The sequence below is a fragment of the Dactylosporangium sp. CA-139114 genome (genome assembly GCF_050955725.1).
Taxonomy (GTDB): domain Bacteria; phylum Actinomycetota; class Actinomycetes; order Mycobacteriales; family Micromonosporaceae; genus Dactylosporangium.
Window position 1 is genome coordinate 4,953,803 of the sequence record NZ_CP192080.1, and the last position, 21,566, is coordinate 4,975,368.

Below are 21,566 nucleotides of genomic sequence, written 5' to 3' on the forward strand. Positions count from 1 at the left end.
GCATATTCTCGGAGTGGGTGCGTCCATGGCTGATGACGAGAAGCTTCTCGAGAATCTCAGGTGGGTCACCGGCGAGCTTCGGCAGGCGCGCACCCGCGTGCGCGAGCTCGAGGCGGAGGCCCACGAGCCGATCGCCATCGTCGGCATGGGGTGCCGCTACCCGGGCGGGATCGAGACGCCCGAGCAGCTGTGGGACTTCGTCGCCGCCGGCGCCGACGCGGTGGGCCCGTTCCCGGACGACCGCGGCTGGGACCTGGCGGCGCTGTACGACCCCGACCCCGACCACGCCGGCACCTCCTACGCGAACCAGGGCGCGTTCCTGCACGGCGCCGGGGACTTCGACGCCACCCTGTTCGGCATCTCCCGGCGCGAGGCCATCGCCATGGACCCGCAGCAGCGGCTGCTGCTGGAGGTCACGTGGGAGGCCATCGAACGCGCCGGGATCGACGTGTCGACCCTGCACCGCAGCCGCACCGGCGTCTTCGTCGGCACCGCCGGCCAGGACTACGCCACCGTGCTGCGCAACCCGCCCGAGGGCGTCGAGGGGTACGTCCTCACCGGCACCGCCGCCAGCGTCATCTCGGGCCGGCTGGCGTACACTTTCGGCTTCGAGGGCCCCGCCGTCACCATCGACACCGCCTGCTCGTCGTCGCTGGTCGCCCTGCACCTGGCGAGCCAGGCCCTGCGCCGCAACGAGTGCTCGCTCGCGATCGCCGGCGGCGTCACCGTGCTCGCCACCCCGGGCGCCTTCGTCGAGTTCTCCCGCCAGCGCGGCCTCGCCGCCGACGGGCGCTGCAAGTCCTTCGCGGCCGCGGCCGACGGCACCGGCTGGGCCGAGGGCGCCGGCGTCCTCGTCCTCGAGCGCCTGCGCGACGCCCAGCGACTCGGCCACCCGATCCTCGCCGTCGTGCGCGGCTCCGCCGTGAACCAGGACGGCGCCAGCAGCGGGCTCACCGCCCCGAACGGCCCGTCGCAGCAGCGCGTCATCCAGCAGGCCCTCGCCGACGCCCGGCTCACGACCGCGGACGTCGACGCGGTCGAGGCGCACGGCACCGGCACCCGCCTCGGCGACCCGATCGAGGCGCAGGCGCTGCTGGCCACCTACGGGCAGGGCCGCGACCGGCCGCTGTGGCTCGGCTCGGTCAAGTCGAACATCGGGCACACGCAGGCCGCGGCGGGCGTCGCGGGCGTCATCAAGATGGTCCAGGCGCTGCGCCACGGGGTGCTGCCCCGGACCCTGCACGCGGCCGAGCCGACGCCGCACGTGGACTGGGACGCGGGGGCGGTGTCGCTGCTCGACGCGGACGTGCCGTGGCCCGCGGCGGAGCGGCCGCGCCGGGCCGGGGTGTCGTCGTTCGGCATGAGCGGCACCAACGCGCACGCCATCATCGAGGAGCCGCCACCGGTTGAACTCGGCAAGCCCGTCGAGTCCGCCGAGCCGGCCCCGGCCGCAGCCCTGCCGGTCACGCCGGTCGTGCTCTCCGGGGCGGACGAGCGGGCCCTCGCCGGGCAGGCCGCGCGCTGGGCCGGCTGGCTCCGCGACGCTCCGGCGGCGACGCTCGCGGACATCGGATGGTCCTCGGTCACGGCGCGGTCGGCGCTCGACCACCGCGCCGTGGTCCTGGCCTCCGACCGGGACGGCCTGCTGGCCGGGCTGTCCGACCTCACCGGCGCGGTCGTCGGCCTCGCGACCCCGGAGCGCCGGGTCGGCGTGCTGTTCTCGGGTCAGGGCGCGCAGCGGGCGGGGATGGGTGCCGGTCTGGACTTCCCGGTGTTCAACCGGGTCCATGCCGAGGTGCGGGGGCATTTCGGTGCGCTGCCGGACGAGCGGATCGACGAAACCGAGATCACGCAGCCCGCGTTGTTCGCGATCGAGGTGGCCCTGTACGAGCAGTTGAAGGCGTGGGGCCTGAACCCGTCGGTCGTCGGTGGTCACTCGATCGGCGAGCTGGCCGCGGCCTATGTGGCCGGGGTGTGGTCGCTGGAGGACGCCTGCAAGGTGGTCGCGGCCCGGGCGAAGTTGATGCAGGCCTTGCCGCCGGGTGGCGGGATGCTCGCGGTCGGCGCTCCGGTTGAGAACGTGCCCGAGGGTGTCTCGGTCGCCGCGATCAACGGGCCGAACGCGTGGGTCCTGTCCGGCCCGGCCGAGCTGCTTCCGGAGTTCCCGGGCGTCCGGACGAGTCGGCTGCGGGTTTCGCATGCATTCCACAGCGCGCTGATGGAGCCGATGCTCGACGAGTTCCGCGCGGTCCTCGACACCGTCACGTTTCACCCGCCGCAGATCCCGATCGTCTCCAACGTCACCGGCGGGCTCATCAGCGAGTTCGACGCGGACTACTGGGTGCGGCACGTCCGCGGCACGGTGCTGTTTGCCGACAACGTGGCCGCCATGCGCGAGGCCGGGGTCGACACCTTCGTGGAGGTCGGGCCGGACGCGATTCTCGTGCCGCACCTGCCGTCCGACGAGGCGGTCGTGGTCGCCTCGCTGCGCCGCGGCCGCGACGAGGCCGAGTCGCTGCTGCGGGCCGTCTCCGGGCTGTTCGTCGCCGGCGTCGACATCGACTGGAGCGCGGTCCTCGGCGGCGGGCGGAAGATCGACCTGCCGACGTACGCGTTCCAGCGCGAGCGGTACTGGCTGGAGAACACGGCGGTGCGCACCCTCTCCGGCGCCGGCCACCCGCTGCTCGACGCGGTCATCCGCGTCGCCGGCGACGACGTCGTCCTCGCCACCGGCCGGCTCTCCCTCGCCGCCCAGCCCTGGCTCGCCGACCACGTCGTCGGCGGGGCCGTGGTCGTCCCCGGCACGGCGCTGGTCGAGATGGTGGTCCGGGCCGGCGACGAGGTCGGCGCGGGCGCCCTCAGCGAGCTGACCCTCCTCAACCCGCTGGTCCTGCCGCCGGCCGGGGGCGTGACCGTGCAGGTCCAGGTGGGTGAGACCGTCACGGTGTACTCCCGCCAGGACGACGACCCCGACTGGACCCGCCACGCCGAGGGCACGTTCGGCGGCGCGGACACCACCGCCCCCACGCTCGCGTGGCCCCCGGCGGCCGCGGCCGAGGTGCCTGTCGACGACTGGTACGCGCACACGGCCGTCTCGTACGGCCCGGCGTTCCAGGGCCTGCGCCGCCTCTGGCGCGGCGACGGCGAGGTCTACGCCGAGGTCGCCCTGAGCGGACCGGCCGCCGACACGGCGAGCCAGTTCGCGGTGCACCCGGCGCTGCTCGACGCGGCCCTGCACCCGGTCGGCCTGCTCGACCCCGCGGCCGGGCTGCCGTTCGTGTTCGGCGGGGTCCGGGTTCACGCCACCGGCGCCACGGTGCTGCGCGTGCGGGTCCGCGGTGATGCCGAGTCGGGGTTCGAGGTCGTCGCGGCCGACGAGTCCGGCCGGCCGGTCGTGTCCATCGACCGCGTCGTGCTGCGCGAGGTCGCCGCCGGCCCGGTCACCGGCCGGGCCGCGTCCCGCTGGCTGTTCGAGCTGGAGTGGCGGCCCCGCGAGGTCGGCCCGGCGCAGCTCCCGGCCGGCGTCGACGTGTGGCGGATGGCCCCCGGCACCTCGATGGAGCTGGTGCTGGAGCGGGTGCGGGACACCCTCGCCGGCTCGGGCCGCCTGGTGGTGGTGACCGAGGGTGCGGTCGGGCGGATCACGGATCTCGGCGCCGCGTCGGCGTGGGGTCTGGTGCGGTCGGCGTCGTCGGAGCACCCCGGCCGCTTCACGCTGGTCGACGGGGACGCGGCGCCGGAGTTGCTGGGCGGCATCGTTGCGGCCGGGATCGGCGAGGCGGCGGTCCGGGACGGCGGGGTGCTGGTGCCGAGCCTGGCGCGGGCCGGTGGCCTGCCGGCGCCGGACGGTCTCTGGCGCCTCGAGAACCGGGGCACCGGGACGGTCGAGGGCGTGGACCTCGTCGGCTACGCGCGCGCCGAGCTCGGCCCGGACGAGGTGCGGGTCGAGGTCCGCGCCGCCGGGCTCAACTTCCGTGACGCGCTCATCGCCCTCGGGATGTATCCGGACCCGGCCGCGACGATGGGCAGCGAGGCCGCCGGCGTGGTGGTCGAGGTCGGCTCGGACGTCACCGGCCTGGCCGTCGGCGACCGGGTCATGGGCGTGTTCGACGCGGCGATCGGGCCGGAGGCGGTCGCGGACCGCAACCGTGTCGCCCGTTTCCCGGACGGCTGGACGTTCGCGCAGGCGGCGTCGGTCCCGGTCGTCTTCCTCACGGCGTACTACGGTCTGCGGGACGTGGCGTCCCTGGCGCCCGGCGAGTCGGTGCTCATCCACTCGGGCGCCGGTGGCGTGGGCATGGCCGCGATTCAGCTCGCCCATCACTGGGGTGCGACGGTGTACGCGACCGCGAGTCCGGCGAAGTGGCCGACGGTGCTGGGTCTGGGTGTGGACGGGTCGCGGCTGGCGTCGTCGCGCACGACGGAGTTCGAGGCGAAGTTCGCGCCGGGTGTCGATGTGGTGCTCAACGCGTTGACGGGCGAGTTCATCGACGCTTCCCTGCGGCTGCTGGCGCCCGGTGGCCGGTTCGTGGAGCTGGGCAAGGCCGACCTGCGCGACCCGGACGGCGTGGCCTACACGGCCTTCGACCTCGGCGACGTCCCGGGCCCGCGCATCCAGCAGATGCTGACCGAGCTCGTCGCCCTGTTCGAGCAGGGCGTGCTGGAGCCGCTGCCGATCCAGGCCTTCGACGTCCGCAAGGCCCCCGACGCCCTGCGGATGCTCTCCCAGGCCCGCCACATCGGCAAGGTCGTGCTGACCCTGCCGCGCCGCTGGGACCCGGACGGCACGGTCCTCATCACCGGCGGCGGCATCATCGCCGAGGTCATCGCCCGCCACCTGCTCGACAGCGGCACGGTCGCCCGGGTGGTGCAGGCCTCCCGGCACGGCGACGTCGTCTGCGACGTCCGCGACCGGGACGCCGTGTTCGCGCTCGTCGACTCGATTCCCGACCTGACCGCCGTCGTGCACACCGCCGGCGTGCTCGCCGACACCCTGGTCGAGTCCATGACCGCCGAAGACCTCGCCACCGTCGCCGGGCCGAAGGTCGACGGCGCCCGGCACCTGCACGAGGCCACCGCGGGCCGCGACCTGGCCGGGTTCGTGCTCTTCTCCTCCCTCGCCGCCACCATCGGCAGCCCGGGGCAGGGCAACTACGCGGCCGCCAACGCCTACCTCGACGCCCTCGCCCAGCTCCGCCACCAGCAGGGCCTCCCCGCGACCAGCCTCGCCTGGGGCATGTGGGCGCAGACCGGCGGCATGACCGCGGGCCTCGACGCCGGCGCGCAGGGACGCCTCTCGGCCGGCGGCATGGTCGCGCTGGAGGCCGACCAGGGCGCGGCCCTCTTCGCCGCCGCCGTGCGCTCCGGCCGGCCGTTGCTGATCCCGGCCCGGCTGGAGGCCCCGCGCCCCGGCGCGACCGTTCCTCCGATCCTTCGAGACGTGTTCGGTACCGCCCGCCCCCGCGCCCAGGCCGCCCAGGCGACGACCACGACGCTGACCGACCGCCTCGCCGGCCTCGCCCCTGCCGACGCCCAGCGGCTCGTCGTCGACACCGTCTGCGCCCAGGCCGCCCTGGTCCTCGGCCACGGCGGCGGCACCGCGATCGCGGCCACCCGGGCCTTCAAGGACCTCGGCTTCGACTCCCTCACCTCGGTCGAGCTGCGCAACCGTCTCGCGACGCTGACCGGCGTGCGGCTGCCGGCCACCCTCGTCTTCGACCACCCCACCCCGAACCGGCTCGCCGCGCACCTCCTGCGCGAGCTCGACCTGACCACCGCCGACGCGCTCCCGGCCGCCCCCGCCCCCGCCACGGCCCCCGCCGACGACCCGATCGTCATCATCGGCATGGCGTGCCGCTTCCCGGGCGGCGTCACCACCCCGGACGAGCTGTGGACCCTCGTGCGCGACGGCGTCGACGCGATCGACGGGTTCCCGGTGGACCGGGGCTGGGACCTCGACCGGCTCGGGGACACCTCCCACACGCGGCGGGGCGGGTTCCTGCGCGACGCGGCCCTGTTCGACCACGCGTTCTTCGGCATCAGCCCGCGCGAGGCCCTGGCCATGGACCCGCAGCAGCGGCTGCTGCTGGAGACCACCTGGGAGGCCTTCGAGCACGCCGGCATCGACCCCGCCACCCAGGCGGGCCGCCCGACGGGCGCGTTCATCGGCGCGGCCTCCTCGAACTACGCCGCCGGAGCCGAGCAGACCGCCCTCGACGGGCACCTGCTCACCGGCACCGCCGGCAGCGTCGCCAGCGGCCGCGTCTCCTACGTGTTCGGGCTCGAAGGACCGGCCGTCACCGTCGACACCGCCTGCTCGTCCTCGCTGGTCGCCCTGCACCTCGCCGCCCAGTCGCTGCGGCAGGGGGAGTGCACCCTGGCCGTCGCGGCCGGAGCGGCGATCATGGCCACCCCCGGCATGTTCACCGAGTTCTCCCGCCAGGGCGGCCTGTCCACCGACGGCCGGTGCAAGTCGTTCGCCGGCGCCGCGGACGGCACCGGCTGGGCCGAGGGCGTCGGCGTGCTGCTCGTCGAGCGGCTGTCGGACGCGCGGCGGCTCGGGCACCCGGTCCTCGCCGTCGTCGCCGGCTCCGCGGTCAACCAGGACGGCGCCTCGAACGGGCTCACGGCCCCGAACGGCCCCTCGCAGCAGCGCGTGATCCGCCAGGCCCTCGCCGGCGCCGGGCTGGCCGCCTCCGACGTGGACGCGGTCGAGGCCCACGGCACCGGCACGGTTCTCGGCGACCCGATCGAGGCCCAGGCCGTTCTCGCCACCTACGGCCAGGACCGCCCCGCCGACCGTCCGCTGTGGCTCGGCTCGATCAAGTCGAACATCGGCCACGCCCAGGCCGCCGCCGGGGTCGCCGGCATCATCAAGATGATCCAGGCCATGCGCCACGGCCTGCTCCCGCGAACCCTGCACGTCGACGAGCCCACGCCCCACGTCGACTGGAGCGCCGGCGCCGTCGCGCTGCTCACCGAGGCCCAGGCGTGGCCCTCGTCGGGCCGTCCGCGCCGGGCCGGGGTCTCGTCGTTCGGGATCAGCGGCACCAACGCCCACGTGATCCTCGAAGAGCCGCCCGCGGCCGTCGCCCCGGCGCCGGAGGCTTCGCCGGTCGGGCTGGTGCCGCCGGTCGGGCTGGTGCCGTCGGTCGTGCCGCTGCCCGTCTCCGGCCGCGGCGAGGCCGCGCTGCGCGCCCAGGCCGCCCGGCTGCACGCCGCCCTCGCCGGGGAGCCCGGACTCGGCCTCGTCGACCTCGGCCACTCGCTCGCCGCGACGCGCGCCCGGCACTCGCACCGCTCCGCGCTGGTCGTGCGGACCCGCGACGAGGCCGTCGACGCGCTCGCCCGGCTGGCGGGGGAGCCGGCCGCCGCCGAGTCCGCGCAGGACCCGGGACCGATCGTCTTCGTCTTCCCCGGCCAGGGCTCGCAGTGGGAGGGCATGGCCGTCGACCTGCTCGACACCTCGCCGGTCTTCCGGGACCGTCTGCGGGCCTGCGCCGCGGCCCTCGCCCCGCACGTCGACTGGGTGCTCGAGGACGTGCTGCGCGGCCGGCCCGGCGCGGCGTCCCTCGACCGGGTCGACGTCGTCCAGCCGGCCCTGTTCGCGGTCATGGTCTCCCTCGCCGAGCTGTGGCGGGCCTGCGGGGTCCGGCCGGACGTCGTCGTCGGGCACTCGCAGGGCGAGATCGCCGCGGCCTGCGTCGCCGGGGCGCTGTCCCTCGAGGACGCGGCCCGGGTCGTCGCCGTGCGCAGCCGCGCGCTGGTCCCGCTCGGCGGCCGGGGCGGGATGCTCGCGGTCTCCGTGTCCGAGGCGGACGCGGCCGCGCTGATCGAACCGTGGGGTGACGAGCTGTCGATCGCGGCGGTGAACGGTACCGCCGCCGCAGTCGTCTCCGGCGCCCTCGAAGCACTGGCGGCACTCGAAGGCGTCTGCGCCGAGCGGGACATCCGGTTCCGGCGGCTGCCCGTCGACTACGCCTCGCACTCCGCGCAGGTGGAGCCGGTCCGCGACGAGCTGCTCGCGGCCCTCGCCGGCGTCGAGCCGCGCCCCTGTGACATCGCGTTCTACTCGACGGTCACCGCCGGCCTCGTCGACACCGGGGCGCTCGACGCCGAGTACTGGTACGACAACCTCCGCCGCCCCGTCCGCCTCCAGCCGGTCGTGAGCCGCCTGGTCGAGGCCGGCCACCGCGTCTTCGTCGAGGTGTCCCCGCACCCGGTGCTCAAGGCCGGCCTGCAGGAGGACCTCGACGCCGCCGCCGGCCTGGCCGTCGGCTCGCTGCGCCGGCACGAGGACGGCGCCCGGGAGCTGATGACGAACGCCGCCGAGCTGTTCGCCCACGGCGTCGATGTCGACTGGACCGCGCTCTTCGCCGGTTCCGGCGGCCGCCCGGTGCCGCTGCCCACCTACGCGTTCCAGCGGGAGCGCTTCTGGCTGGCCGCGGGCGGGCTCGGCGACGTGTCGGGCGCCGGCCTGGGCGTCACCGGCCACCCCCTGCTCGGCGCGGTCGTGTCGGTCGCGGGCGACGGCGGCGTGCTGCTCACCGGCCGGCTGTCGCTCGCGGCCCAGCCCTGGCTCGCCGACCACGTGGTCGGGGGCGCGGTCGTCGTGCCGGGCACCGCGCTGGTCGAGATGGTGGTGCGGGCCGGCGACGAGGTCGGCGCGGCCGCCCTGGAGGAGCTGACCCTCCTCGCGCCGCTGGTCGTGCCGCCGACCGGCGGGGTGACCGTGCAGATCCACGTGGGCTCCTCCGTCACGGTGTACTCCCGCCCGGACGACGACCCCGACTGGACCCGCCACGCCGAGGGCACCTTCGGCGACGCCGACGCCCCGGCCCCCACGTTCACCTGGCCCCCCGCCGGCGCGGCCGACGTCCCCGTGGACGACTGGTACGCCCGCTCCGCCGTCTCCTACGGGCCGGCGTTCCAGGGCCTGCGCCGCCTCTGGCGCGGCGGCGACGCGGTGTACGCCGAGGTCGCCGTCGACGGCCTCGCCACCGACGCGTTCGCGATCCACCCCGCGCTGCTCGACGCCGCCCTGCACCCGATCGGCCTGCTCGACCCCGCCGCCGGGCTGCCGTTCGTCTTCGGCGGCGTCCGCGTCCACGCCACCGGCGCCACGGCCCTGCGCGTGCGGGTCCGCGGTGATGCCGAGTCCGGGTTCGAGGTCGTCGCGGCCGACGAGTCCGGCCAGCCGGTCGTGTCCATCGACCGCGTCGTGCTGCGCGAACCCGCCGACGACCGTTCGGCCGACCGGTGGGTGTTCGAGCTGGACTGGCAGCCGCGCCCGGTCGGCCCGGCCAGCCTCCCGGCCGGCGTGGACGTGTGGCGGATGGCCCCCGGCACCTCGATGGACCTGGTGCTGGAGCGGGTGCGGGACACCCTCGCCGGCTCGGGCCGCCTGGTGGTGGTGACCGAGGGTGCGGTCGGGCGGATCACGGATCTCGGCGCCGCGTCGGCGTGGGGTCTGGTGCGGTCGGCGTCGTCGGAGCACCCCGGCCGCTTCACGCTGGTCGACGGGGACGCGGCGCCGGAGTTGCTGGGCGGCATCGTTGCGGCCGGGATCGGCGAGGCGGCGGTCCGGGACGGCGGGGTGCTGGTGCCGAGCCTGGCGCGGGCCGGTGGCCTGCCGGCGCCGGACGGTCTCTGGCGCCTCGAGAACCGGGGCACCGGGACGGTCGAGGGCGTGGACCTCGTCGGCTACGCGCGCGCCGAGCTCGGCCCGGACGAGGTGCGGGTCGAGGTCCGCGCCGCCGGGCTCAACTTCCGTGACGCGCTCATCGCCCTCGGGATGTATCCGGACCCGGCCGCGACGATGGGCAGCGAGGCCGCCGGCGTGGTCGCCGAGGTCGGCCCCGGCGTCACGGATCTGGCCGCCGGCGACCGGGTCATGGGCATGTTCGACGGCGCCGCCGGCCCGGAGGCGATCACGGCCCGGGACCGCCTAGTGCGGATTCCGGACGGTTGGACGTTCGCGCAGGCGGCGTCGGTCCCGGTCGTCTTCCTCACCGCCTACTACGGTCTGCGCGACCTCGCGGGCCTCGCCGACGGCGAGTCGGTGCTGATCCATGCCGGGGCCGGTGGCGTGGGTATGGCGGCGATTCAGCTCGCCCATCACTGGGGTGCGACGGTGTATGCGACCGCGAGTCCGGCGAAGTGGCCGACGGTGCTGGGTCTGGGTGTGGACGGGTCGCGGCTGGCGTCGTCGCGCACGACGGAGTTCGAGGCGAAGTTCGCGCCGGGTGTCGATGTGGTGCTCAACGCGTTGACGGGCGAGTTCATCGACGCTTCGCTGCGGCTGCTGGCGCCGGGTGGCCGGTTCGTGGAGCTGGGCAAGGCCGACCTGCGCGACCCGGACGGCGTGGCCTACACGGCCTTCGACCTCGGCGACGTGCCCGGCGCCCGCATCCAGGAGATGCTCCTCGACATCGTCGGCCTCTTCGAGCGGGGCGTGCTCCAGCCGCTGCCGATCCAGGCCTTCGACGTCCGCAAGGCCCCCGACGCCCTGCGGATGCTGTCCCAGGCGCGGCACACCGGCAAGCTGGTGCTGACCCTCCCGCGCCGGTGGGACCCGGACGGCACGGTCCTCATCACCGGCGGCGGCACCATCGCCGAGGTCATCGCCCGCCACCTGCTCGACAGCGGGACGGTCGCCCGGGTGGTGCAGGCCTCCCGGCACGGCGACGTCGTCTGCGACGTCCGCGACCGGGACGCCGTGTTCGCGCTCGTCGACTCGATTCCCGACCTGACCGCCGTCGTGCACACCGCCGGCGTCATCGGCGACACGCTCATCGAGTCCATGACGCCCGACGACCTCCACACCGTCGCCGGCCCGAAGGTGGACGGAGCCCGGCACCTGCACGAGGCCACCGCGCACCGCGACCTGGCCGGGTTCGTCCTGTTCTCCTCCCTCGCCGCGACGCTCGGCAGCCCGGGGCAGGGCAACTACGCGGCCGCCAACGCCTACCTGGACGCGCTCGCGCACCAGCGGCGGCAGCAGGGCCTCCCGGCGACCAGCCTCGCGTGGGGCCTGTGGGAGCGGACCAGCGCCATGACCGCGCACGTCAGCGAGCGCGCGGTCGCCGCGATCACCGACGCGCAGGGGATCGCGCTGTTCGACGCCGCCCGCCGGGTCGACGCGCCGCACATGGTGCTGCTGCCGTTGCCGGGGAAGCGTCCGGCGGTACCGGAGGATCAGATCCCGCCGCTCCTGCGTGACCTGGTCCGGGCCCGCGGCACCCGCCGCCGCGTCGCCGCCGCGGCGGACACGGCCTCGGCCCGCGACCGGCTGGCCGCGCTCGCCCCCGACGAGCGCCGCGCCCGGCTCGTCGAGCTGGTGTCGGCCGCCGCCGCCTCGGTGCTCGGGTTCTCCTCCGCCGAGCTCCTCCAGCCGCACCGGCCGTTCAAGGACGTCGGCTTCGACTCCCTCACCTCCGTCGAGCTGCGCAACCGGCTCGGCGCCGCGACCGGGCTGCGGCTGCCGACCACGCTCGCCTTCGACTACCCGACCCCGGCCGCGCTCGCCGAGCACCTCGACCGTGAGATCGCCGGCGCGCCGGTCGAGCAGCGCCCGGTGCTCGTCGCCGCGGCGGCCGGCGAGCCCATCGCGATCGTCGGCATGAGCTGCCGCTTCCCGGGCGGTGTCGGCTCGCCCGACGAGCTGTGGGACCTGGTGTCGTCCGGCACCGACGCGATCGGCGACTTCCCGGCCGACCGCGGCTGGGGCGTCGAGGCGGTCGGGGAAGGCGCGATCCGCCAGGGCGGGTTCCTGCACGACGCCGCCGACTTCGACGCCGAGTTCTTCGGCATCAACCCGCGCGAGGCGCTCGCCATGGACCCGCAGCAGCGGCTGCTGCTCGAGGGCTCCTGGGAGGCGATCGAGCGCGGCGGGATCGACCCGACGACGCTGCGCGGCACCCGCACCGGCGTGTTCGTCGGCCTGATCTACCACGACTACGCGTCGCGGGCCACGGGCGGCTCGGGCGAGCTCGACGGGTACATCGGCAACGGCAGCGCGGGCAGCATCGCGTCGGGCCGGATCGCGTACACCTTCGGCCTGGAAGGCCCGGCCGTCACCGTCGACACCGCGTGCTCGTCCTCGCTCGTGGCGCTGCACCTGGCCGCCCAGTCGCTGCGGCACCACGAGTGCGACGCCGCCCTCGTCGGCGGCGTCACCGTCATGTCGACGCCGGGCATGCTCGCCGAGTTCGCGCGGCAGGGCGGCCTCTCGCCCGACGGCCGCTGCAAGGCCTTCGGCTCCGGCGCCCGCGGCACCGGCTTCGCCGAGGGCGTCGGCATGCTGCTCGTCGAGCGGCTCTCCGACGCCCGGCGGCTCGGCCACACCGTCCTCGCGGTCGTGCGCGGCTCGGCCATCAACCAGGACGGCGCCAGCAGCGGCCTGACCGCCCCGAACGGCCCCGCGCAGCAGCGGGTCATCCGGCAGGCGCTCGCCACCGCCGGGCTGGCCGCCTCCGACGTGGACGCCGTCGAGGCGCACGGCACGGGCACCCGCCTCGGCGACCCGATCGAGGCCCAGGCGCTGCTCGCCACCTACGGGCAGGATCGGGAGCAGCCGCTGTACCTCGGCTCCGTCAAGTCGAACATCGGCCACGCGCAGGCCGCCGCCGGTGTCGCCGGGGTCATCAAGATGGTCCTGGCGATGCGCCACGGCGTCCTGCCGCGGACCCTGCACGTGGACGAGCCGACGTCGCACGTGGACTGGTCGGCCGGGCGGGTGGCGCTGCTGGCCGAGCCGCGGCCGTGGCCGGCTCTCGACCGTCCGCGCCGCGCCGCCGTGTCGTCGTTCGGCATCAGCGGCACGAACGCCCACGTGATCCTGGAGTCGGTCGAGGAGCCGGCCCCGGAGCCGGTGGAGTCGTCCGCGTTGGTGCCGTTGGTGGTGTCGGCGCGTTCGGCGGAGGCGGCTCGTGCGTATGCCGATCGTCTGATGCCGGGTGCGGACACGGCTCGTTCGTTGTTGTCCCGGGCTCGGTTCGATCACCGGCTGGTGGTGCTGCGGGGTGAGGCGGTGGCGGGTGTCGCCACGGCGCGCCGGGTCGGGGTGCTGTTCTCGGGTCAGGGCGCGCAGCGGGCGGGGATGGGTGCGGGTCTGGACTTCCCGGTGTTCAACCGGGTGTACGCCGAGGTGCGCGGGCATTTCGGTGAGCTGCCGGACGAGCGGATCGACGACACTGAGGTCACCCAGCCGGCGTTGTTCGCGATCGAAGTCGCGTTGTATGAGCAGTTGCAGGCCTGGGGTCTGCGGCCGTCGGTCGTCGGCGGGCACTCGATCGGTGAGCTGGTAGCGGCGTATGTGGCCGGGGTGTGGTCGCTGGAAGATGCGTGCAAGGTGGTCGCGGCCCGGGCTCGGTTGATGCAGGCCTTGCCGCCGGGTGGCGGGATGCTGGCGGTCGGGGCTCCGGTTGAGGACGTGCCCGATGGTGTGTCGGTGGCGGCGATCAATGGTCCGAATGCGTGGGTCCTGTCGGGCCCGGCCGAGCTGCTGCCGGAGTTCCCGGGGGTGCGGACCAGCCGTTTGCGGGTGTCGCATGCGTTCCACTCGGCGTTGATGGAGCCGATGCTGGCCGAGTTCCGCGAGGTCTTGGCAGGCGTCACGTTCCATCCGCCGCAGCTCCCGATCGTCTCCAACGTCACCGGCGGGCTCATCAGCGAGTTCGACGCGGACTACTGGGTGCGGCACGTGCGCGGGACGGTGTTGTTCGCCGACAACGTCGCTGCCATGCGCGCCGAGGGTGTCGACACCTTCGTGGAGGTCGGGCCGGACGCGATTCTGGTGCCGCATCTGCCGGCCGATGACGCCGTGGTGGTTGGTACGTTGCGGCGGAACCGGGACGAGTCCGAGGCGCTGCTGCGGGCCGTCGCCGAGTTGTTCGTCGCCGGCGTCGACATCGACTGGAGCACCACCTTCAGCGGCGGACGGGTCGTCGAGCTGCCGACCTACGCGTTCCAGCGGCGGCGCTACTGGCTGGAGAGCACGGCCGTCGGCGATGTCTCCGGGGCCGGGCTGGGCGTGACCGGCCACCCGCTGCTCGGCGCCGTCATGTCCGTGGCCGGCGACGGTGGCGTGGTGCTGACCGGGCGGCTCTCGGTCACGGCCCAGCCCTGGCTCGCCGACCACGTCGTCGGCGGGGCCGTGGTCGTGCCCGGCACCGCGCTGGTCGAGATGGCGGTGCGGGCCGGTGACGAGGTCGGCGCGGTCATGCTCGACGAGCTGACGCTGGTCGCGCCGCTCGTGCTGCCGTCCGCCGGGAGCGTCGCCGTGCAGGTGCGCGTCGGCGAGGCGGACGCGACGGGCCGGCGTCCGGTGACGGTGCACTCGCGCCTCGACGACGGCGACGCGTGGACGCGGCACGCCGACGGGTCGCTCGGCGCCGCGGACGAGCACGGGACCTCCTTCGAGCGGCCCGCAGACGCCGTGGAGGTGCCGATCGGCGACTGGTACGCGCCCGGCGCCGTCACCTACGGGCCCACGTTCCAGGGGCTTCGACGCGTCTGGCGCGGCGGCGACGCCGTCTACGCCGAGGTCGCGCTGCCCGCCCCGGCCGGCTCGTTCGCCGTGCACCCGGCGCTGCTCGACGCCGCGCTGCACGCCATCGCCTTCCTCGGCCCCGACGGCCCCGCGGGCGACGGCGCCTGGCTGCCGTTCGTGTTCGGCGGGGTCCGGGTCCACGCCGCCGGCGCCACGGCCCTGCGGGTCCGCGTCCGCGGCGACGTCGCCACCGGGGTCGAGGTCGTCGCCGCCGACGAGACCGGGCAGCCGGTCGTGTCCATCGAGCGGGTCGTGCTCCGGGCGCTCACCACCGACCTCACCGCCGACCGTACCGCCGCCCGCTGGCTCTTCGAGCTCGGCTGGCAGCCGCGCGAGGTCGACCCCGCCGAGCTTCCCGCCGACGTGGACGTGTGGCGGATGGCCCCCGGCACCTCGATGGACCTGGTGCTGGAGCGGGTGCGGGACACCCTCGCCGGCTCGGGCCGCCTGGTCGTCGTGACCCAGGGCGCGGTCGGCCGGATCACGGACCTCGCGAGCGCGTCCGCGTGGGGCCTGGTGCGCTCCGCATCCGCCGAGCACCCCGGACGCCTCACGCTGGTCGAGGGCGACGCCGCCCCCGAACTCCTCGGCGGCCTGGTCGCGGCCGGCATCGGCGAGGCGGCGGTGCGGGACGGCGCAGTCCTCGTCCCCGCCCTGGCCCGGGCCGCCGGCGGCCTGGAGACGCCCGACGGCCCCTGGCGGCTGGTGAACCTGGGCGCCGGCACGGTCGAGGGCGTCGGGCTCGTCGCCTGCGAGCGCCCGGGCCTGGAGACCGGCCAGGTGCGGGTCGAGATCCGCGCCGCCGGGCTCAACTTCCGTGACGTGCTCATCGCCCTCGGCATGTACCCCGACCCCGGCGCCGTGATGGGCATCGAGGCCAGCGGCGTGGTCGCCGAGGTCGGCCCGGACGTCACCGACCTCGCCGTCGGGGACCGGGTCATGGGGATGTTCGACGGCGCGATCGGGCCCGAGGCGGTGACGGCCCGGGACCGCCTGGTGCGCTTCCCGGCCGGCTGGACGTTCGCGCAGGCGGCGTCGGTACCGGTCGTCTTCCTCACCGCCTACTACGGTCTGCGGGACGTGGCGGCCCTGGCGTCCGGTGAGTCGGTGCTCATCCACTCGGGTGCCGGTGGCGTGGGCATGGCCGCGATTCAGCTCGCCCATCACTGGGGTGCGACCGTGTACGCCACCGCGAGTCCCGCGAAGTGGCCGACGGTGCTGGGTCTGGGTGTGGACGGGTCGCGGCTGGCGTCGTCGCGCACGACGGAGTTCGAGGCGAAGTTCGCGCCGGGTGTCGATGTGGTGCTCAACGCGTTGACGGGCGAGTTCATCGACGCTTCGCTGCGGCTGCTGGCGCCGGGTGGCCGGTTCGTGGAGCTGGGCAAGGCCGACCTGCGCGACCCGGACGGCGTGGCCTACACGGCCTTCGACCTCGGCGACGTGCCCGGCGCCCGCATCCAGGAGATGCTCCTCGACATCGTCGGCCTCTTCGAGCGCGGCGCCCTCCAGCCCCTGCCCGTCCACGCCTTCGACGCCCGGCGCGCCCCCGACGCGCTGCGCACCCTGTCGCAGGCCCGCCACATCGGCAAGCTGGTGCTGACCCTGCCGCGCCGCTGGGACCCGGACGGCACGGTCCTCATCACCGGCGGTGGCACCATCGCCGAGGTCATCGCCCGCCACCTGCTCGACAGCGGCACGGTCGCCCGCGTGGTGCAGGCCTCCCGGCACGGCGAGATCTCCTGCGACGTGCGCGACCGGGATGCCGTGTTCGCGCTCGTCGACTCGATTCCCGACCTGACCGCCGTCGTGCACACGGCCGGCGTCATCGCCGACACCGTCATCGAGTCCATGACCGCGGAGCAGCTCGACGCGGTGCTCGGGCCGAAGGCGGACGGGGCCCGGCACCTGCACGAGGCCACCGCGGGCCGCGACCTGGCCGGGTTCGTGCTGTTCTCCTCGATCGCCGCCACCCTCGGCAGCGCCGGCCAGGCCAACTACGCGGCCGCCAACGCCTACCTCGACGCCCTCGCCCAGCTCCGCCACCAGCAGGGCCTGCCCGCCACGAGCGTCGGCTGGGGCCTGTGGGCGCAGACCGGCGGCATGACCGCCGGCCTCGACGCCGGGGCCCGCGGCCGCATGGCCTCCGGCGGCATCGGCGCCCTGGAGCCCGCCCAGGGCACCGCCCTGTTCGACGCGGCCGTCCACTCGGGACGCCCCGCACTCGTCGCCGCCCGCCTCGAGGCCCCGCGCGACGGCACCCCGGTGCTCCCGATCCTGCGAGACCTGTTCGGCGGCGGACGACCCCGCGCCCGAGCCGGCCGCCCCACGGGCACGGACCTGGCCGACCGGCTCGCCGGCCGCGCCCCGGACGACGCCCGGCAGCTCGTCGTCGACACCGTCTGCGCCCAGGCCGGGCTCGTCCTCGGCGGCGGCACCGCGATCGCGGAGACGAAGGCGTTCAAGGAGCTCGGCTTCGACTCGCTCACCTCCGTCGAGCTGCGCAACCGCCTCGCGACGCTGACCGGCCTGCGGCTGCCGGCCACGCTCGTGTTCGACTACCCGACGCCGAGCCGGCTGGGCGCGTACATCCTCGACCAGCTGCGCCCCAGCGAACCGGCCGCGAACCCGATCCGGCCCGCCGCCCCGGCCCCCGCGGACGACCCGATCGTCATCATCTCGATGGCGTGCCGCTTCCCGGGCGGCGTCACCACCCCGGACGAGCTGTGGACCCTGGTCGACGACGGCGTCGACGCCATCGACGGGTTCCCGGCCGACCGCGGCTGGGACCTCGACCGGCTCCGCGACACCTCCCACACCCGGCGCGGCGGGTTCCTGCACGACGCGGCCCTGTTCGACCACGCGTTCTTCGGCATCAGCCCGCGCGAGGCCCTGGCCATGGACCCGCAGCAGCGGCTCCTGCTGGAGACCACCTGGGAGACCTTCGAGAACGCCGGCATCGACCCCACCACCCTGGTCGGCACCCAGACCGGCACCTTCGTCGGCCTCATCCACCACGACTACTTCACCCAGCTGACCGGCTCCGCCGCCGAGGTCGAGGGGTACGTCGCCAACGGCTCCGCCGGCAGCGTGGCCTCGGGCCGGGTGGCGTACGTGTTCGGCCTCGAAGGCCCGGCCGTCACCATCGACACCGCCTGCTCGTCCTCGCTCGTCGCCCTGCACCTCGCCGCCCAATCGCTGCGCCAGGGGGAGTGCGATCTCGCCCTCGCCGGTGGCGTGACGGTGATGGCCACCCCGGGCGCCTTTGAGGAGTTCTCGCGGCAGCGCGGCCTCTCGGCGGACGGCCGCTGCAAGTCCTTCGCCGGCGCCGCGGACGGGACGGGCTGGTCGGAGGGCGTCGGCGTGCTGCTCGTCGAGCGGCTGTCGGACGCGCGGCGGCTCGGGCACCCGGTCCTCGCCGTCGTCGCCGGCTCCGCGGTCAACCAGGACGGCGCCTCGAACGGTCTGACGGCCCCGAACGGCCCGTCGCAGCAGCGCGTGATCCGCCAGGCCCTCGCCGGCGCCGGGCTGGCCGCCTCCGACGTGGACGCGGTCGAGGCGCACGGCACCGGCACGACGCTCGGCGACCCCATCGAGGCCCAGGCCGTACTCGCCACCTACGGCCAGGACCGGGACCGGCCGCTGTGGCTCGGCTCCATCAAGTCGAACATCGGCCACGCCCAGGCGGCCGCCGGCGCCGCGGGCATCATCAAGATGATCCTGGCGATGCGCCACGGCGTCCTGCCGCGGACCCTGCACGTGGACGAGCCGACCCCGCACGTGGACTGGTCGGCCGGCTCGGTGTCGCTGCTGACGGAGGCGCAGCCGTGGCCGGCCCTTGACCGACCCCGGCGAGCGGCGGTGTCGTCGTTCGGCATCAGCGGCACGAACGCCCACGTGATCCTGGAGTCGGTCGAGGAGCCGCCTGTCGAGCCGGTGGAGTCGTCCGCGCTGGTGCCGCTGGTGGTGTCGGCACGTTCGGCGCAGGCGGCTCGCGCGTATGCCGAGCGTCTGACTCCAGGGGCGGACACGGCTCGTTCGCTGTTGTCGCGGGCTCGGTTCGATCACCGGCTGGTGGTGCTGCCGGGTGAGACGGTGACGGGTGTTGCCACGGCTCGCCGGGTCGGGGTGCTGTTCTCGGGTCAGGGCGCCCAGCGGGCCGGGATGGGTGCGGGTCTGGACTTCCCGGTGTTCAACCGGGTGTACGCCGAGGTGCGCGGGCACTTCGGTGAATTGCCGGACGAGCGGATCGACGAAACCGAGATCACGCAGCCGGCGTTGTTCGCGATCGAAGTCGCGTTGTATGAGCAGTTGAGGGCGTGGGGCCTCAACCCGGCGGTCGTTGGCGGTCACTCGATCGGTGAGCTGGTCGCGGCGTATGTGGCTGGTGTGTGGTCGCTGGAGGACGCGTGCAAGGTGGTGGCGGCCCGGGCTCGGTTGATGCAGGCGCTGCCGGCCGGTGGGGGAATGCTCGCGGTCGGAGCGCCCGTTCACGAGGTCCCGGATGGCGTGTCGGTTGCGGCGATCAACGGGCCGAACGCGTGGGTGTTGTCCGGTCCTGCCGAGTTGCTGCCCGAGTTCCCCGGGATCCGGACCAGTCGGCTGCGGGTGTCGCATGCGTTCCACAGCGCGTTGATGGAGCCGATGCTGGACGAGTTCCGCGCGGTCCTCGACACCGTCATCTTCAATCCGCCGCAGATTCCGATCGTCTCCAACGTCACCGGTGGGCTGATCACCGAGTTTGACGCCGACTACTGGGTGCGGCATGTGCGCGGGACGGTGTTGTTCGCCGACAACGTCGCTGCCATGCGCGCCGAGGGGGTCGACACCTTCGTGGAGGTCGGGCCGGACGCGATTCTGGTGCCGCATCTGCCGGCCGATGACGCCGTTGTGGTTGGTACGTTGCGGCGGAACCGGGACGAGCCGGAGACGCTGCTGCGGGCCGTCGCCGAGCTGTTCGTGGCCGGGGTCGACATCGACTGGAGCACCACGTTCACCGGCGGTCGGGTCGTCGGGCTGCCGAACTACGCCTTCCAGCGGGAGCGGTTCTGGCCCGCGCCCGCGCCGACGCCGGCCGAGGACGACTCCTTCTGGGCCGCCGTCGACCGCGCCGACATCGGCGAGCTCGTCGCCCAGCTCGGCGAGCACACCCGGGCCTCGCTCGACACGCTCGTGCCGGCCCTGTCGTCGTGGCGGCAGCAGCGCGGGCGGGGGAAGGTCCTCGACTCCTGGTCCTACCGCACCGAGTGGACCCCGCTGCCGGCCCCGGCCGGCGCCACACTGCAGGGCCGGTGGCTCGTGCTCGGCGACACCGGCGACATCACCGCCGACCTGCGCGCGGCCGGAGCCGCCGTCGACACCGACGCGGGCCCGCTCGGCGACCTCGGCGGCGTGGTCCTGGTCGAGCCGAGCCCGGACGAGCTGCTGGACCTGCTGCGCCGCCTCGACTCGGACGGGTCGGGCGCGAAGGTCTGGTGCGTGACCCGGCGTACCGATGCCGAATCCAGCGTCCTGTGGGGACTCGGCCGGGTCGTCTCGCTCGAGCAGCCGGCCCGATGGGGCGGGCTCATCGACCTGCGCGACGGCGGCGGCATCGCCGGCGTGCTCGCCGGAGGGCCCGAGGACCAGGTCTCGGTCCGCGGACCCGAGGTGTTCGGGCGGCGGCTCGTGCGCGCACCCCTCGCCACCGAGCAGTCCTGGACGCCGACCGGCACCGTGCTCATCACCGGCGGCACCGGCGCCCTCGGCGGCCGGATCGCCCGCTGGGTGCTCGGCAACGGCGCCGACCGGGTCGTGCTGCTGTCGCGGCAGGGCGGCAACGCGCCCGGCGCCGCCGAGCTCACCGCGCTCGGCAAGGTCGACATCATCCAGTGCGACATCGCCGACCGCGACGCCCTCGCCCGGGTCGTCGACCCGATCACCGACCTGAGCGCCGTCGTGCACGCGGCCGGCATCCAGGGCGAGTCGATCCCGGTGGCGGAGCTGACGGGGGCTCAGCTGGCGGCGGTACTGCGCCCGAAGGTGACCGGCGCCCGCAACCTCGACGCCGTCACGCGCGACCGGCACCTCGACGCGTTCGTCCTCTTCGGCTCGATCGCCGGCACCTGGGGCAGCGCCGGCCAGGCCGCCTACAGCGCCGCCAACGCGGCCCTCGACGGGCTCGCCGCCGACCGCCGCGCCCGCGGCCTCCGCGCGACCTGCGTCGCCTGGGGGCCCTGGGCCGACGGCGGGATGGCGACCCCCGAGGCGCAGGAGCACCTGCTGCGCCGCGGCCTCGCGGCGATGGACCCGGACCTCGCCGTCGCCGCGCTCGCCCAGGCCGCCGGGCGGGACCTGACCTCCGTGACCGTCGCCGACGTGCGCTGGGACCGGTTCGCGCCCGCGTTCACCTCGGCCCGGCCCCGCCCGCTCATCGAGGACCTGCCCGAGGTCCGGGACGTGCTCGCGGCGGCCGCCGCGGCCACCGCGGACGACGACGGCGCGGACCGGCTGCGCGACCGGCTCGCCGGGCTCGGCCGGCCGGACCAGGACCGGCTGCTGACCGACCTGGTGCGGACCGAGGCCGCGGCCGTCCTGCACGCCGGCGCCGCGACCGTCGACGCGCACCGGGCCTTCAAGGAGCTCGGGTTCGACTCCCTCACCGCGGTCGACCTGCGCAACCGGCTCAAGTCCGCGACCGGGCTGAGCCTGCCGACCACCCTCGTCTTCGACCACCCGAGCCCGGCCGCCCTCGCCGCCCACCTGCGCGAGCAGCTGCTCGGCGCCGACGCCGAGCCCGCCGACGCGGCCGAGGCCGAGCTGCGCCGGGTCCTGGCCACCATCCCGATCGCGCGGTTGCGCGAGGCGGGCCTGCTCGACCTCGTCCTCCAGCTCGGTTCGGGCAGCACCGCCGACACCGCCGACACCGGCCCGGAGGCCGGGCGGGGCGAGCTGATCGACGAGATGGACACCGACAGCCTCGTGCGGCTCGCGCTGGAAAGCGCCGAGTCCTGACCACCGTTGAAGTTCGGAGCGCATG

1 pseudogene is annotated in these 21,566 nt (G+C 75.2%); it reads left to right on the forward strand.

Annotation, left to right across the window (positions count from 1 at the left end):
* Positions 1-37: 37 nt before the first annotated feature.
* Positions 38-21,313 (forward strand): annotated as a pseudogene (locus ACQP2P_RS22425) (SDR family NAD(P)-dependent oxidoreductase); the annotation flags it as partial.
* Positions 21,314-21,566 lie beyond the last annotated feature (253 nt).